Consider the following 16,499-nt stretch of genomic DNA (forward strand, 5'->3'; position numbering starts at 1 on the left):
ATACTGAAAATATGGGGACGGAGAAAATAAAATAATCCTGTACGGCTTATCCCCTGGCCTTCAACTCGCCGAGTTCATGAATAAGCTCTCGATTTTCGATTTTAGAAAGTGGGGTGATAGATGAGGCATTTTTTCTCAACTGATAGAAATCTCCGTGATAGTAGAAAAATAATTTTTTATTGCCTGGTGTACTAATCTCAATGATTTCGTAAGGTGACTCATTAAATTTTCCATACAGAAATAGCCGATTATCTTCCAGTCTATAGTGAAAATTGTACCTTCTAGAATTGATGGTTTGAATGTTGACTTTGTCTACTTCCGATATGCCAGACACCTGAGCTATACGATCCATGGCATTGATATCTACCGCCATACCATCAAACCCATCCTCATGAGTAGGAGCTACTTCGGGCACATCAAAAGCTATGACTTGTTTAGGCATATTTGCCTCAGGTTCAATTTCTCTTTTCTTTAGTACGGGTGCCGCTTCTACATAGTCGAGCATTTGCATATTGCCTTCAAACCTGTAGTCTAGTGGTTGAACCGAAGATGGTGCTAAAGCTGAGCTCAATGAATACTCAGTTTTAGCATCGAGTGCCTCTATATGGTATTGAATAGCCGCTTCCTTGTTATAATAAAGATAGCCCCCAGTAGCAATCATTACAGCTGACAAGCCGTAGGTCAGTGATTTCAGCATAGACCCTTGCATCAAAGTACCAATCAGCGTAGGCTCTACGGATATATTATTCAGTCTTGTTTTCAGCTCTGCACGGCGGTGCGCTTTCAAGCCTTCTACAATATCGTTTTGTCTATCAAATTCAGCCTTAAGCTCTGGATTGCTCTCCACTCTGCCTTCGAACAGGATGCGATCAGTTTCTGACATCCCTCCACTAAAGTAAGCTTCTAATTGACTGCTGTATTTATTGATTCCCATGATCTTAGTCTAGTACATCTTGTGAAGAATAATTCCGCTTAACCATCAGGTCGAGCTTCTTTTTGCACTTATACTTTTTGGTCTTGGCAGTGTCCGTATTAGCAAACCCTAATTTGTCTGCGATATCGGTCATGGACAATCCATCAAAGTAGTGATAAGTCAATATTCTTCTACATGTATCTCCCAACTGATTGATACAATCGGTAATAATTTTTATTCGTTCGTTTTTTTCATACTCCTGGTAGATGGATTGTTCGACTTCTTCGGAAGACAATCGACTCTTTCGATCCAATTCTTTTCTCCAAAGATTGAGGCAAATACTATAAATGTATGTACTAATCTTAGACGTCAATACCAACTTTCCAGCTACGGCCTTCTGCCAAAACACCAAGAGCGCGTCCTGAAAGACGTCTTTCGCTTCATCTTCGGATCCGTTATTGTTTAGCACAATACGGGTCATCATTTTATAATGTTTCTTGTACAGGTAGTCCAATGCTCCCTCATCCCCTCTACTTACCCGTGCTAACACTTCATGATCTTTCATGATAAAAAAGCTCTCGCTCTAGTTTAAATACGACAATGTAACTAATTGTAACCCATCAGGGTAGAATATATGTGTTCTGTCTATCAAGATAGCTGATTTACGACAAATAATCCAATGAGCTAACGTCATTAATCCCATTTTATGATCGCACAGTTAGTATCTTTCTTGTTTAGCAAAATAATCACGAAAGTGCCTGATAGAATTAGACAAGTGAAAAAGTGTGCAAATTTTTCACTTTCCTTGCTTGCTGATACCAGTCGTTGAACACCAAATCAAGTATAGAAATCGTCATCCCACCAAAAGAAAAATCCCGAAAACACTCCAAGAGAGCTACCATCTTTTCAGGGTTTGTCAACGGCCTTCTGAGTCTAGCTACTGTGATGTGAGCCGTATTGATTTTGTATCGACTGTCGATCGAATGCTGAAGCGATCTAGCCCTGAATGCCTCACGAAGGGCGTTTCGCAACTTCTCTAAACCCTCCCCTTCAGGAAATCCTTGAATCAGAATCCCCGATGGACTAGCGGTGATCCCTCGGAAGCAAATTTGAATTGGTTTCTCCAGACAAGTTTCAATAACTTCAACATAATCTGCCACTTCTATATCCGTTAACCGAAACCCGGTATAACAGGAAATAATAGATAAGACCGTCAAGTGCAAATCCGATGTGGGGTAATAATACTGGCATGGTTCCTCTTGCTTAAGTTTATTTTGAAAATCAACAATTTGTGCACTTAGCTGGGTCGATGGTCTCGCCAACAACGTGATACCCCTACGTTCGTCAGCAGGATCATCAATAAGTGCATCTGGCTCAGAGCTGCCTTCTCCAAATTTTCGGATAGCCTCTTCCCACATCTGAGCATAATGGCTCATCAAATACTTACTCATACTTTTGCCAAGTCTGTGTACGATAAAAAAACGCCACATAGCCTCGAAGTTTCAAATTACCTTCTTCAAGCCACAGTTTACAACTGTATACTTTGCCGTTTTTAGGATCTAATATTTCTCCTCCTACATATTCTTCTCCGTCTCTTTTGGCTCCTTTTAATATCTCCATGCCCATTACTTTTTTCATATATCTTGGGTCAGACCGATCACAATCATCGCACACAGGGTCAGGATCTTCTTCGGGAGTCAAAAACATTTCGATGACTTTGCCATAGTACAAATTCTCTTTTTTATAAATCTCTACGATAGACCGAGGCTTAGCAGTCTCATCATCGATAGTTCTCCATTTCCCTACAATTGGGTCTTGAGCTATAGCCAAATGACTCCATGTCATCAGGCTAATCAAAACAAACAGGTTCATTTTCATAATTTCTCTTGTTATACTTAAACAACATACAGGCTAGTACGTATTTATCAGGAGGTATACGAACGACTAAAAAGCGGTTTTAAAAATACCTTTTGTAATTCTTTATCAAAGAAAATAAAGCTTGTTTTTTTCGAATGGGAACAGTTTTCTACTGTTTACATCACTTTTTTTACGACCAATCCAACAAAGACCTGCTATTATTACAAAATCTTGATATTTCTTGTTGATAAATTAACAAACATCCAAATAACAGTTGGTTTCTTTACGAACCAATTATTTGAATTAGTCGTTCAACCTATTAGTTTTGCCAAAATTTTTAACACACACTAAATTAAATAATCAATGATTAAAGTTGCTATCAACGGATTTGGGCGTATCGGAAGACTTGCGTTCAGAGCATTATTGAAAAAAGAAAATGTAGAAGTCGTTGCGATCAACGACCTGACTGATACTAAGACGCTAGCACACTTGTTGAAGTATGATTCTACTCAAGGTAAATTCGACGGAACAGTTGAAGCCGCTGCTGATGGCATCATCGTAAACGGCAAGAAAATCGGCATCACTGCTGAGAGAGTTCCTGCTGACTTGCCATGGAAAGCATTGGGTATCGATGTAGTATTGGAGTCTACAGGTAGATTCGTAGACGAAGCTGGCGCTAGCCAACATTTGACTGCTGGAGCTAAAAAAGTGGTCATCTCTGCTCCTGCTAAAGGAAACATCCCTACTGTAGTATTGGGTGTAAACGACGATATTTTGACTGGCGAAGAGACGATCATGTCTAACGCTTCTTGTACTACCAACTGTTTGGCTCCTATCGCTAAGGTGTTGAACGACAGCTTTGGTCTAGAGCAAGGATTTATCACTACTATCCACGCTTACACTGCTGATCAAAACTTACAAGATGGCCCTCACGCTGACTTGAGAAGATCTAGAGCTGCTGCGATCAACATGGTACCTACTTCTACTGGTGCTGCTAAAGCTGTAGGGTTGGTATTGCCTGCATTGAACGGCAAATTGGATGGTAACTCTATGAGAGTACCTACTCCAACTGGCTCTATCACTGACTTGGTAGCTACTCTATCAAAAGAAGTAACTGTTGAAGAAGTAAACGCTGCCATGAAAGCTGCTGCTGAAGGGCCAATGAAAGGCATCTTGAAGTACACTGAAGATCCTATCGTTTCTTCTGATATCGTAGGCGATCCTCACTCTTCTATCTTCGATGCTGGTATCACTTCTGTGAACGGCAAAATGGTAAAAGTAGCGTCTTGGTACGACAACGAAGCTGGATACTCTAACAGAGCCGCTGACTTGATCGCTAAGATTGGTTAATTGGGCTTGTTGGCAGAAGTGCTAACAGAACCATTAAAGGATAATAAAATTTTGAACCTCGGCTTTTAAGTCGGGGTTTTTTTGTGCCGTTTTTAGTCGTCATCGCCTTTGCTTGTCAGGATGATCTATCTGAATAACAACAAATGAAAATGTTAAGCTACCAAACAATTGAGATTACCCAGATCATTTCTTATTCGTTAGCTCGATCAGCTAAAAAAACATTCATAATATTTTGCCCCCCGTCTTCAAGCTAGACAAGCCCCTACTTTTTCATTGCCAAAAAGTAGGCAAAGGTGTGCCTAACTTAACAACTCCTCCTGACCATCTCCCACCTCTAGGTTATGCCAGACTTGCTGTACGTCGTCGTTGTCTTCTAGGGTGTCTATAAGTTTCATTACTTTTTGAAACGCTTCGTCGTTGAGTGATTGGGTGGTATTGGGGATACGCTGGAGTTCGGCATTTTCTGGCTCCACACCTAGCGCTTCAAACTTCTTGTTGAGATTTCCAAAATCTTCTAGCACACAAGTGACGGTGATGTATTTGTCTTCGACTATGAGCTCATCTGCTCCACCGTCGATCACCTCCAGCTCAAAGTCTTCTATATCCATTCCTTCAGAAATAGGAAGCGTAAAAACTCCTTTTCTGTCAAAGATAAATTCCAGCGAACCATTCGTACCTAAACTACCCTCATTCTTGGTGAAAGCAGCACGTACTTCTTGTACCGTTCGGTTTTGGTTATCGGTAAGACACTCTACGAAAACAGCAATACCGAAAGGGCCATAGCCTTCGAAGGTCTGTTCTATATATGAGCTGGCATCACCACCTATTCCTTTTTTAATGGCTCGTTCGATGTTGTCTTTGGGCATGTTTACACCCTTGGCATTTTGAATGGCCATGCGCAGACGTGGATTAGCTTCTGGATCGCCGCTGTTCCCCTCTTTTACGGCTACCGTAATTTCTTTACTAAAGCGCGTGAAAATCTTAGCTCTTTTAGCATCCGCTGCTCCTTTTTTTCTTTTGATTGTCGACCACTTACTATGTCCAGACATACCTTTCTATACTTTCAATATTCAAGTGCAAAATTACAAATTAGCAAAAAAGGATCAAGTCTTCTTGTACCTAAGGTTGAGAATGATGCCGACCACCACCAAGGCCATTCCCATATAACTTAGCCATTCGTAGGTCTCTCCAAAAATGATAAAACCAAATGCCAGCGAATAGATAATGCCCATATAATTGATGATCGAGACTTTGGAGAGCTCTTCGGTCTGATAGGATCGTGTCATATAGTACTGTGCAATCTGAGTAAATAAACCGACTAGCAGCAGATACATCCAATCCCAGCCCTGCGGCGACACCCAACCAAACCACGAAATTATTCCTGCCAAAGGCAAGGAAACTAAGGGAAAGTAAAAAATAATAACAAGTGGATGCTCTGAGGTTTTTAGAATACGGATACAATTGTATGCCAGCCCTGTAAAAACAGCTCCTCCAATACCAATGATTAAGTGAATCATAGATACGCGTGCATCAAACCCTTGGATAATGATGATACCCAAAAAGGATATCATGAAAAACAAATACTGCTTGGCAGTCACTTTTTCTTTGACAATAAACACACCCAAAATGGCGGTAAAAATAGGGGCCATATATTGCATACTTGCAGCAGCAGCCAATGGGATCTCCTGAAGAATATAAAAGTAAGAAGCCAAAGCAATAGACCCCACCACTCCACGCAGTACTAAGATTTTTTTATTGTTGCCCCAAGGGCTGACTTTGTCTTTCAAAAGAAAAAACAAACAAATAACGATAGAGATAACCGAGCGAAAAAAAATAATTTCGATAGCAGGAATGTGCGAAATCATTTTCACACAGACTTTCATCAATGCAAAAGTAAAGGTAGAGATGATCATAAACTGCACCCCTTTAGATAGATTCATATTAGATGGGATTTAGCTTACGATCTTGCCGTCTTGAATCACAATCTTGCGGTCGGTCATTTCTGCTAAAGCCTGATTGTGTGTGACAATAATAAAGGTTTGATTCAGCTCTTTTTGCAATTGGAAAAACAGATGGTGCAACTCTTCTGCATTGACAGAGTCCAAATTGCCACTAGGCTCATCTGCAAAAATCAGAGCTGGCTTATTGATCAATGCACGGGCTACGGCTCCCCGTTGTAGCTCCCCCCCAGACAGTTCCGAAGGCTTGTGATCCTTGCGGTGGTCGATATGAAGCAGTTTCATCAAATGGCTGGCATAATTGGTCAATGCTTTGCCATTCTTGCCGTTGATATAAGCGGGAATACAAATATTTTCGAGCAGGGTAAACTCTGGCAACAGATTATGAAACTGAAATACAAAACCTATTTGCTGGTTACGAAACGCAGCCAAAGACTTTGAATTAAGCTTGAATACATCCTGTCTGTTGATCTCTACGGTGCCCCCATCTGGCTTATCCAGCGTACCTAAAATTTGTAATAGTGTGCTTTTTCCAGCACCAGAAGCGCCTACTACGGACACCACCTCGCCTGTCTCAACTCTAAGATCGATTCCTTTGAGGACTTGTAATTCTCCGTAAGATTTTATGATGTTGGTCGCTTGCAGCATGTATGATCCGTTGTGCAGCAAATATAAGAGTCAGGAGTCGAGAACCAAGAAACGAGATTCAAGATTTCTTCATTTCCTACGAGAGTAAGAAAAAAGGGCATAAAAAAAGGCTGCCACTAGAGCAACCCTTTTAATCCACCTGTATTATCCCATTATTTTTAAGCCATTAAGCTGACTGTTTTTCTTCTCCAAGTACTTTGATCTCTGGTATCTCTAAAAAATTGAATTCCATGTCGAAGAAACTACTCAAGTCTTCACCTGCTTCTTTCATGTCTTCGTCTCCATCTTCGAAGTACCAATTGATTATTACCTTCTTTCCCATTTCATCTATTTTAGACAGTTTCTTCATGAATACATATAAGCATTTTGAAGTACTGGTGTTGAAATATTCAAACGCCAAGTTTGCTGTCATAGAAGTAGTGCCACTTTCGGCATACTTATCTAAGCTTTCTAGGACATAATTATAAAATGCCAGCGGATTTTCAGGACTCGACTTCCCCCTCATGTCAAAAATCCCTTTGCTAGGATTGAAGTAAATTGAGGGTGTCACGCGTGACGATCTTATAAAATAACCTTTCATAGCTTTTCGTTTAGATTGAAAACTGGTCAAATAAACGGCAGCTAACTGCTGTTGCGATTAACTACAATTCAAAAGTAGAATAGAAAATTCCTGAAAAAAATAGAGGTTTTGCTTAATTAGATTTTTAGGAGATTTGAACACTGAAAACTCAATAATTTAGCCATTTAAGAAGTTTACTATTGGATTTTACCATGATTCAATAGTAAAATTGATTCCCGCATCCTCAGATGCCCTAAACGTAAACCCGAGTGTTTGCCTAGCAGGCAATTAAGTAAAGCTCCTACATTTAAGAGAATCCCCTAGTGCTTTGCGGAAAATGACGGTATTAATCCAGTTCTATGATTTTTTCACGAATGGCATATTTCACTAATTGAGCCGTACTCTTGAGCGCGAGCTTCTGCATGATGTGATTTCTATGAGCATCTACCGTACGAATACTTATAAATAGCTTGTCTGCTATCTCGCGATTGGACAGCCCTGAGGCGATTTGCCTAAGCACCTCAACTTCTCGCTTACTTAAGTCTTTGTTTTCATTGGCTACTCGCTCTCCTTTACTCTGGTTGTAGAAGCCTTTGAATATAACCTGAGAGATTTTTTGTCCGAAGTACTGCTCACCCTGCATTACTTTTCTGATAGCTTCAGCCAAAATGTCTTTTTTAGTGTCCTTGGCCAAGTATCCTGCCACACCAGCTTTGATAGCTTCAGAGATATGATCTTGAGTCACCTCCATAGATAGGATGATGATTTTGACCCCTTCATGATCAGTACCTATTTTTTTTGCCGTTTCTATACCATTCATCCCTGGCATATTGATATCGAGCAATACAACATCAGGTTCCATTTCGGCAATTTTCTTCAAGGCTTCTTCACCGCTTTCGGCTTCTCCTATGATATTGAAATCTTCATAAATAGATAGCATCGTAATGACCCCCTCTCTAACTAAAGAATGATCATCGACTACGAGTATAGATATGTTTGACATGGCGGTTTATTTGTTTATTGGAAACCAAGATTTAACAACTGTTCCTTGGTTTGGCACTGAAGTTATCTCAAAATGTCCGTTTTGCAAAGATGTTCTTTCTTTCATATTTTTAATACCATTCCATTTAATTTCTGTCTCAAAGCCTACTCCATCATCCTTCACTTCTAGGACAATGTTTTGGTCTACGGGCTCAATACGCACAGAAACATGCTCCGCTTTGGCATATTTAATTACGTTGCTAATCGCTTCTTGTGCGATCCTATAAATGGTATTGGAGAGCTCCATGTCGTAATCTTCTGGAATATCAATGACATAATCAACCTCAAACTCTCCCATATTTTCTATTTCCTCCATCAGATAATGCATGGTCTTACTTAAACCAAATTCCTCCAAGTGGCGGTTAGATAAATTTCTTGATACGCGTCGTACTTCTTCTATGGTAGTAGCTAGCAAATCCTCTACTTCGTCTTTTTTTCTAGTGAGCTCTTCTTCTGAATTAGCTTCCAGAGAAGCAAGTTTAAATTTGGCTGCTACCAGCATTTGACCAATGCCATCATGAATATCTCTAGCCATGCGACTGCGCTCAAATTGCTGTGCATTAAAAATAGACTTGCTAATCTCCCGCTGCTCGGTAATGTCCTGAACTACTCCCAACACAGAGGCTATCCTCCCTTGATGGCGAGACGTGACATTGCCCGTATTTCTTACTATTTTGGTGACGCCTCCTTGCAAGACAATGCGGTGTTCTATATCGAAAAAGTTTTTTCCACCAGCCAACATTTCCTTGAAATATGGCTTATCATGGTCATGCATAGTCTTTCTAATCAATTGAAAAACAGACTCTTCACTGTTTTCTGGCAGTTCAAAAATTCGCCTAAACTCGGCAGATATTACGAATGAATTTCCTTTGGCAATCCACTCATAACTACCCACATGAGCGACGGATTCCGCATTTTCGAGAATGGATTGATTCTTTTTAAGCTGCTCTTCGTAAACTTTTTTTTCGGTAATATCTAGTAGTGTGCCTGATGCTCTGAGCGGTTCACCTTTGTGCGACCGTCTAATTATTTTACCTCTAGCCAGCACCCACTTTACCGCACCTGTTTTGTTGCGGACATAGAACTCTTGATCAAAAAATGGCATGTTGCCTGCTATATGCTCTTTCATAGCAGCTACCACATATTCTTGCTCATCAGTGTCATATTTTTGAAAATACTTAAAGTCTTGTATGGCATCTTCTTGATCAAAACCCAGAATCTCTAAGCTCTTATTATTATACACTATGGCATTGGACATAAAATCTAGATCCCATATCCCCAAATCAGTGCCTTCTAGCGCCAGTTCTAGTCTTTCTTTGCTCAAGATCAATTCGTGCTCAGCAGATTTCTTTTCTCTTGTCACTTTTTGTTCATTGAGCGCACGCTCGATGACTATGGGCAGACGAGACAAGCTATCTTTAGACACTAAATCTGTGACTCCAAGCTTAAGTGCCTCTACAGCATTCTCTTCCCCTATAATGCCTGAGACAATGATGAAAGGAAGGTTGATTTCTTTCACCAGATTAAATGCGTCGATAGCACTACAAGCGGGCAGGTTATAATCCGATAAAACTACGTGTGGCAGGAAATCAAAAAGCTTGAATTTGAAATCTTTCAAATTGTCTACCCGATAAAATTCATACTGAAACCCTGCTCGCTTGAGCTCATAGAGTGCTAAATCCGCATCCTCCTCTACATCTTCTAAGATCAGAATATTTAGTTTGGTGTCTCTCAATTTGTAATTCAAACGGAAGGGGTGGTATTAGTGACTAGCCAATAGAAGCCTACCTCGGCTATCGCTTTGGCGAAATTTTCAAATTCTACAGGTTTTACAATGTAACTGTTTACGCCCAAATTATAGGTTTTTACTACGTCTTGTTCCTCTTTGGATGAAGTTAATACTACGACAGGTATTTTCTTTGTCAGTTCATTATTGCGGATTTCTTCAAGGACTTCCATTCCATCTATTTTGGGCAATTTCAAATCTAAAAAAACAACTCTTGGTAGTTTTTTTGGATCTCGAGAAGCGTATGTTCCTTTGGCTAGCAAATAATCCAATGCTTCTACTCCATCCTTTAGCCAAATCAGCTTATTGGCCAAGTTATGTTTTTTTAATGACCGAATGGTAATCTCAGCATCGTTTGGATTGTCTTCTACTAAAACTATATCAGCCATTTCAAGATCGTTCATGCTCATTATTTATTTAATCAAGTGTTGAATATACTCAACTCGATTTTATTCTACAATTTTTGATTTCTATTTGGGTAAGGTGAAATAAAAAGTAGCCCCTTTTCCTTCTTCACTTTCAGCCCAGACTTTACCATGATGCTTCATCATTACCTTCTGTACAATGGCGAGCCCTACACCTGTGCCTTTAAACTCCTCATCGGTATGCAAGCGCTGAAAGACGCCAAATATCTTATTATAATAAGCCATATTAAAACCTACACCATTATCCTTCACAAAAAACTCAAGGTGATCTTCTCTATCTACAGCTCCTATTTCAATTTTCGGCGCTGCTACTTTACTACTAAACTTGACTGCATTGCCTATCAAGTTGGAATAGACCTGTTTCATGAGTATTTTCTCCCCTTTGGCCTCAGGCAGATGGTCAATTTGAAATATATTGGGATTGAGATCTTGCTCGCCTATGACATTTCGCACAACCTTATTGAGGTCTAAGGGTTTGAACTCTGCCACTTTACGAGTAATTCTAGAGAAAGTAAGTAAATCATCTATCAATGTGGCCATCTTTCCACTGTTTTTGATAATGACGTTGAGAAGTCTTTTGCTCTCCTCGCTAAACTCATCTTCATGGTCTTCTAAAATAATTTTAGAAAACCCATCTATTGCACGCAATGGCGCTCGCAAATCATGCGACACTGAATAGCTAAAGGCTTCTAATTCTTTGTTGGCCTCCTCCATTTTGTCGACTTGTATTTCCAACGCCTGATTCAGGTTAGTGATTTTTTCTTCGTTGGCTTTTCTGTTGGTAATATCATCGATGATCATCACCGTAAACAGCATAGCACCATACTCATCGCGAATAGCTGAGACTGTTTTATTGATGTATATATGCCTGCCACTTTTGGATATTTTTCGCTTTTCTATGACATAGTGGTCTAAATCTCCTAGAATTATCCTTTCATACTGACTAATATCCTCCCCCACTTCATCTAAATCCCCAAAGCTAGAAATAGAATAAAAGGTTTCCCCTCGCATTTCGTTTTCCGTGTGTTCAAACAAGGTCTGTAATGCTCTATTGGCCATCATTACCTTGCCTTCCATATCGCACACACAGATTCCCACATTGGCATAGTCATATATGCTCTTAAATCGCTTTTCGCTAAATTGCAATGCCTTATCTGTCTCTGCTTGATGGTCTCTCCATACTTTCATATTGAGCAGGTGGCTAATATTAATAGCCATCAATTCGATGATTTCAAGATCATAATCTTCAAACCGATTTCTAAGAGATGCTTCTGCTGAAAACAAGAGTACGCCATACTTGGCATTGTTGACGATAAGCGATGAAGCAATAAAAAATGGTGGCGTTGTATCCGTTATTTTTTCCTGATCAAGGTTCGTTATCTGACCTGCTCGATAAACCGAGCGTCCAGTCTGAAAGGCTTCATTCACGATCAGCTTACTCTTCTCTAGCGTCTTTTTGGCTTGATACTCTGCCGCTATGGTTTCATTACAATTTCTAACCAAATGATCCTCTCCTTGTATCTCTACAATCAACCCCGTCTGCATTCCCAACAACTCCGTACCAGAATTAAGGTAATCTTTGAGTACATCGTCAAGATTAGAATCATGCCTCAGGTTCAATCGATGGAGTTCTCGAAGCCCCTTACTAAACTCTCCTATCTTATCTTCTTTGAGGTCATAATTTGTTTTGAGTATCGATACCAAAGACAAATTAACTAGCGAAAGAAGCAAAAAATCCCAAGATGATTTAGTATTTACTCCCCAGAGGGGAAGGTCTGGGAAATAAACATCACACAGCACTAAAATCAACTGAGTAACACCAAAAACCATGGCTAATCTCGCCCTGTACTGTTTTGGTGAAATAAGAATCAATACAAACGAGACTGTAAAAAAGACCATTCCTCCACTTTGCAGTCCTCCTGTTTTGAACCATAAAAAAACCGCAAGCACGTACATGAATAATAACCAAGGCAAAATCAAAGGCTGCAACCTAACCATTTGATTTCTAACACTCCAGACCCACCCGGTAAAGCCTATCCCCAAGATATAACCGATTACTGTCCAGTATTCGCCCAAGTATATCCTATAAGCGATGGCATAACATAGCATGATCATTACATACACCAATGTGGCACGCAAAATTCTATGTTCGAGAGAGCCTTCTTTCAAAAGATAAGATCGTTAAGTTTGTATTCACTCAAAGTGATTAAAGCACCTCTAATCTATTAGAATAATTAGAAAGATTACAAGACAATAGCGCAAAAGAATACGACGGCTTGAAAATACGACGGTATTGCTGTAGCTTCGCACAAAATTTAAGGATATGAACATTCACGAATATCAAGCAAAAGAAATACTCAAAGGATACGGAGTCACTATACAAGAAGGTATAGTAGCTGAAACTCCTGAAGAAGCACAAGCTGCTGCAAAGAAACTGAATGCCGAAACGGGCACAGAGTGGTATGTGGTAAAAGCACAAATCCACGCTGGAGGTAGAGGAAAAGGCAAAGTAAACGAAACCGGATCTCACGGCGTAGTACTAGCCAAAAGCCTTGACGAAGTACCTCAAAAAGCTGGCGATATTCTGAAAGGCACCTTGGTGACTCACCAAACTGGCCCTGAAGGCAAAGTGGTAAACAAGGTCTTGATCGCACAGGATGTATACTATCCAGGAGAATCTGAGCCTAGCGAATACTATTTGGGCATCTTGCTAGACAGAGCCAAAGGCTGCAATGTAATCATGGCCTCTACCGAAGGTGGAATGGACATCGAAACAGTAGCGGACGAAACTCCAGAAAAAATCATAAAAGAATGGATCGACCCTACGGTAGGTCTTCAGGCATTCCAAGCTAGAAAAGTAGCTTTTGCTCTAGGACTCGAAGGTGAAGCATTCAAAGGTATGGTGAAATTTATCTTTGCGCTATACAAAGCCTACGAAGCTACTGATTCATCGATGTTTGAGATCAATCCCGTCTTGAAAACATCTGACAACAAAATATTGGCAGTAGATGCTAAAGTAGACATCGACGACAACGCTTTGTACAGACACAAAGACATCGCAGAATTAAGAGATTATTCTGAAGAAGATCCTGCTGAAGTAGAAGCGGCTAAGTCTGGTCTAAACTATGTGAAGCTCGACGGTAACGTTGGCTGTATGGTGAATGGTGCAGGATTGGCTATGGCCACTATGGATATTATAAAATTGTCTGGAGGCGAACCTGCCAACTTCCTTGACGTAGGAGGATCAGCCAATGCGCAAACCGTAGAAGCAGGCTTCAGAATCATCATGCAAGACCCTAACGTAAAAGCAATCTTGATCAACATCTTCGGTGGTATCGTAAGATGTGATAGAGTGGCTAGCGGCGTAGTAGAGGCTTATAAAAACATTGGAGAAATCAATATTCCAATCATCGTAAGACTACAGGGGACCAATGCAGAAGAAGGTGCTAAAATCATCGAAGAGTCAGGTTTGAAAGTTTACTCTGCGATTGTATTGAAAGATGCAGCTGCTAAGGTTAAAGAATTGATATAAAGCAATACTGAGTATGATGCATAGACAACCGCCTCATACATCATACTCAGTAAAAATGCACACGTAGTTCAACTGGATAGAATATCGGATTTCGGCTCCGAGGGTTGAGGGTTCGAATCCTTCCGTGTGCACAAAGAGACCGCTATGACTAGCGGTCTCTTTGTATTTATACTCTTTCAGAAAGGGTAAAGCAATCAATACTAGGTTTCTCTATTTTCACCTTAAAAGTAAATAGCCAATGAATTTCTAGTCCAAGAGGATTGAATCATTCTCTCATAAACTATAATTATTATACTTTTGCAGTCCATTTATCTAACATCCTTATGACCAAGTATAAAACCAGGGAAGAAATAGAGCTCATTAGAGAAAGTGCCCTCATTGTCTCCAAGACACTGGGACTCATGGCATCTAAAATCCAACCAGGAATAACTCCCCTGCAGCTTGATGCTTGGGCAGAAGAATTCATCAGAGACCAAGGTGCTGTACCAGGTTTCTTAGGACTGTACGACTACCCCAATACGATCATTACCTCTGTCAATGAGCAAGTGGTACATGGTATCCCCACAGATCGACCACTAGAAAGTGGCGATGTGGTAGGTGTAGATATCGGAGCATTCAAAAATGGATTTTATGGAGACCATGCGTATACATTCGAAGTAGGAGAAGTAGATCCCAAAACAAAAAAACTACTAGAAGTAACCAAAGAATGTCTTGACCTAGGCATCGCACAAGTGAAAAAAGGCAACCGAATGGGCGACTTGAGTTTTGCCATTCAGCAACATGCCGAAAACAACGGCTATGGAGTAGTACGTGAGCTCGTAGGCCATGGGCTAGGAAGAGAAATGCACGAATCTCCAGAAGTACCCAACTTTGGGAAACGTGGCAGAGGTCCCCTATTCAAAGATGGGCTTGTCATAGCAATAGAGCCAATGATCAACATGGGCACTAAAAATGTAAAACAACTCTCTGATGGATGGACCATTATCACAGCCGACAAATTGCCCTCTGCACATTTCGAACACAATGTGGCGATGATCGATGGCAAGGCAGAAGTATTGTCTACATTTTCCTATATCGAAGAGGAACTAGCCAAGGTGAATGCCTAAGACACAACCCTTTGACTCTCATATTTTTTAATTGTTGAGTTCAAGTCCTATTTTTTTTCTTATCTTTAAAATGTGAATATTTATACTTTTAAAAGAATATTATGAATCAACCCGATGCGTCTTTAGTAGAGCTATTGCATAATGCTCAATACCTCGCTAAATTTTCAGCACTTATACTTGTCAGCGGATCACTTATTGGTTATCTATTCTACTTTGGTGTTATACAGGTTATCACTGGAAGATCTACCAAGTATCGATTTAGAGCCAAAAATGAGATCAATGTATTGTGGACAGCTTCTCTTGGTATAGTAGTAGCAGGATCCATTTTCATTTCTGCCATCCTAATCAAGGATCGAGATTTGACTAATGCACTAGCACTAAGTATGAAATTGATTTTGCCTTTAGGCTTTGGCTTTTTGGTAGGATCTGCCATCAATACTTACCTTCGGATCTACTACCCATCTATCCTAGAAGATAAACTGGCGAAAATCCGATTTAAGCAAAGAAAATCTCCACACAATGGCCAACCAATGAGATTGCTCAACGAAGAAGAGGAAGATGCATATCTAACACGTGAAATGATTCACGAAGAAGAACTGAATCACTTTGACTATGACGTATGGTTGGACGAAGCTACTAAAGTAACCATCATTGAAAAGTATGTAGGAAACCCTAACAAGCTTTGCCCTAGCTGTAAATTCCAAACGTTGAGATTAGAAAGCGAAGAAGAAGAAGGCAATCACACCACTCAAAAGTACAGGTGTACGTACTGTGGAAACAAAGAAACTGAGGTTATCGAAAACAACTAATCGAGCTGACCAAAAAATTAAAAAAGGTTCTGAATCAATGATTCAGAACCTTTTTTTGTTGAGTTTAATCTAGCACTTCCCCCTTTACGGTCAAAACAATAGGGCCACTGTCTGTATTGGCATTCACCGTTACCGTCTTGGAAAAGACACCTGCCTTAGCAGCATTGTAAGTAGCACGGACTTCACCATATTCTCCTGGCAAAATTTCTCCTTGGCTATACTCTGCTACCGTACATCCACACGACCCTTTCGCCGATACGATGACTAAAGGTGCATTACCTGTATTCTCGAATTTGAAATTGGCCTGAACTGGCACATTCCGTTCGATACGACCAAAATCATATTCGGTCAGACTCCAAGACATCACTGCGCCCATAGTTTTAGGTGCTACAGATGCAAAAGAAAGAGAGGTGAAGGCTGCTGCCAACGTGAGAATTGAAAGATACTTTTTCATACTATTATTGTTTAAGTTTAAAAAAATTACCCTTCAAAGATGAAAATCAACCTTTATAAGC

The 16,499-nt window shown here is 40.2% G+C and carries 17 protein-coding genes and 1 tRNA gene; 5 read left to right on the forward strand and 13 right to left on the reverse strand.

Translation table 11 applies throughout. The features are described from left to right. Positions 1-46: 46 nt before the first annotated feature. The 4 genes from N7E81_RS03120 to N7E81_RS03135 form a co-directional block, all read right to left on the reverse strand. Positions 47-934: a hypothetical protein gene (locus N7E81_RS03120; protein WP_263051826.1), complete on the reverse strand. Its 888-nt coding sequence runs from the start codon at positions 932-934 to the stop codon at positions 47-49. A gap of 4 nt (positions 935-938) precedes the next feature. Beyond that, complete coding sequence (locus tag N7E81_RS03125) at positions 939-1,478, reverse strand: RNA polymerase sigma factor (RefSeq protein ID WP_263051827.1); 540 nt, start codon at positions 1,476-1,478, stop codon at positions 939-941. Positions 1,479-1,680: 202 nt separating this feature from the next. Further along, on the reverse strand, positions 1,681-2,364 hold the full coding sequence (locus tag N7E81_RS03130; RefSeq protein WP_263051828.1) for a 2'-5' RNA ligase family protein: 684 nt from the start codon (positions 2,362-2,364) through the stop codon (positions 1,681-1,683). Beyond that, a complete protein-coding gene (locus tag N7E81_RS03135) occupies positions 2,357-2,791 on the reverse strand; it encodes a DUF2147 domain-containing protein (RefSeq protein WP_263051829.1) in 435 nt (144 codons plus the stop codon). Before N7E81_RS03135 ends, N7E81_RS03130 begins: the two co-directional genes overlap by 8 nt. Before the next feature lie 342 nt (positions 2,792-3,133). Between N7E81_RS03135 and gap the strand changes: the two genes are divergently transcribed. After that, positions 3,134-4,120, forward strand: a complete 987-nt coding sequence (gene gap / locus N7E81_RS03140; RefSeq protein ID WP_263051830.1) for a type I glyceraldehyde-3-phosphate dehydrogenase — start codon at positions 3,134-3,136, stop codon at positions 4,118-4,120. Positions 4,121-4,419: 299 nt separating this feature from the next. Here gap and N7E81_RS03145 read toward each other — a convergent pair whose 3' ends face one another. The 8 genes from N7E81_RS03145 to N7E81_RS03180 all read right to left on the reverse strand — a co-directional run bounded on the left by N7E81_RS03145 (position 4,420) and on the right by N7E81_RS03180 (position 12,706). Next, positions 4,420-5,169 (reverse strand): YebC/PmpR family DNA-binding transcriptional regulator, encoded by a 750-nt coding sequence (locus N7E81_RS03145; RefSeq protein WP_263051831.1) that lies wholly within the window; start codon positions 5,167-5,169, stop codon positions 4,420-4,422. A 54-nt stretch (positions 5,170-5,223) separates the two neighbouring features. Beyond that, entirely contained in the window at positions 5,224-6,060 is an 837-nt protein-coding gene (locus N7E81_RS03150; protein ID WP_263051832.1) for a DMT family transporter, read from the reverse strand. Positions 6,061-6,072: 12 nt separating this feature from the next. Further along, positions 6,073-6,726 (reverse strand): ABC transporter ATP-binding protein, encoded by a 654-nt coding sequence (locus tag N7E81_RS03155; protein ID WP_263051833.1) that lies wholly within the window; start codon positions 6,724-6,726, stop codon positions 6,073-6,075. Between the two features lie 166 nt (positions 6,727-6,892). After that, positions 6,893-7,276: a DUF1987 domain-containing protein gene (locus tag N7E81_RS03160; protein WP_263051834.1), complete on the reverse strand. Its 384-nt coding sequence runs from the start codon at positions 7,274-7,276 to the stop codon at positions 6,893-6,895. 355 nt (positions 7,277-7,631) lie between these two features. Continuing rightward, positions 7,632-8,288, reverse strand: coding sequence for a response regulator (locus N7E81_RS03165; protein ID WP_263051835.1), 657 nt, complete (start codon positions 8,286-8,288; stop codon positions 7,632-7,634). Positions 8,289-8,294: 6 nt separating this feature from the next. Further along, positions 8,295-10,073, reverse strand: coding sequence for a hybrid sensor histidine kinase/response regulator (locus tag N7E81_RS03170; RefSeq protein ID WP_263051836.1), 1,779 nt, complete (start codon positions 10,071-10,073; stop codon positions 8,295-8,297). Beyond that, a complete protein-coding gene (locus N7E81_RS03175) occupies positions 10,070-10,516 on the reverse strand; it encodes a response regulator (protein ID WP_263051837.1) in 447 nt (148 codons plus the stop codon). Before N7E81_RS03175 ends, N7E81_RS03170 begins: the two co-directional genes overlap by 4 nt. Before the next feature lie 66 nt (positions 10,517-10,582). Next, positions 10,583-12,706, reverse strand: coding sequence for an ATP-binding protein (locus N7E81_RS03180; RefSeq protein WP_263051838.1), 2,124 nt, complete (start codon positions 12,704-12,706; stop codon positions 10,583-10,585). A gap of 154 nt (positions 12,707-12,860) precedes the next feature. On the opposite strand from N7E81_RS03180, the gene sucC reads away from it, so the two are divergent. The 4 genes from sucC to N7E81_RS03200 all read left to right on the forward strand — a co-directional run bounded on the left by sucC (position 12,861) and on the right by N7E81_RS03200 (position 15,984). Continuing rightward, positions 12,861-14,069, forward strand: coding sequence for an ADP-forming succinate--CoA ligase subunit beta (gene sucC / locus N7E81_RS03185; protein ID WP_263051839.1), 1,209 nt, complete (start codon positions 12,861-12,863; stop codon positions 14,067-14,069). A 57-nt stretch (positions 14,070-14,126) separates the two neighbouring features. Beyond that, positions 14,127-14,200 (forward strand) — tRNA-Arg (locus N7E81_RS03190). Positions 14,201-14,392: 192 nt separating this feature from the next. Further along, entirely contained in the window at positions 14,393-15,175 is a 783-nt protein-coding gene (gene map / locus N7E81_RS03195) for a type I methionyl aminopeptidase (RefSeq protein WP_263051840.1), read from the forward strand. A gap of 101 nt (positions 15,176-15,276) precedes the next feature. Beyond that, positions 15,277-15,984 (forward strand): hypothetical protein, encoded by a 708-nt coding sequence (locus tag N7E81_RS03200; protein WP_263051841.1) that lies wholly within the window; start codon positions 15,277-15,279, stop codon positions 15,982-15,984. 64 nt (positions 15,985-16,048) lie between these two features. Here N7E81_RS03200 and N7E81_RS03205 read toward each other — a convergent pair whose 3' ends face one another. Continuing rightward, positions 16,049-16,438, reverse strand: coding sequence for a DUF1573 domain-containing protein (locus N7E81_RS03205; protein ID WP_263051842.1), 390 nt, complete (start codon positions 16,436-16,438; stop codon positions 16,049-16,051). Between the last annotated feature and the right edge of the window lie 61 nt (positions 16,439-16,499).

It is taken from the genome of Reichenbachiella carrageenanivorans, from assembly GCF_025639805.1.
Taxonomy (GTDB): Bacteria; Bacteroidota; Bacteroidia; order Cytophagales; family Cyclobacteriaceae; genus Reichenbachiella; species Reichenbachiella carrageenanivorans.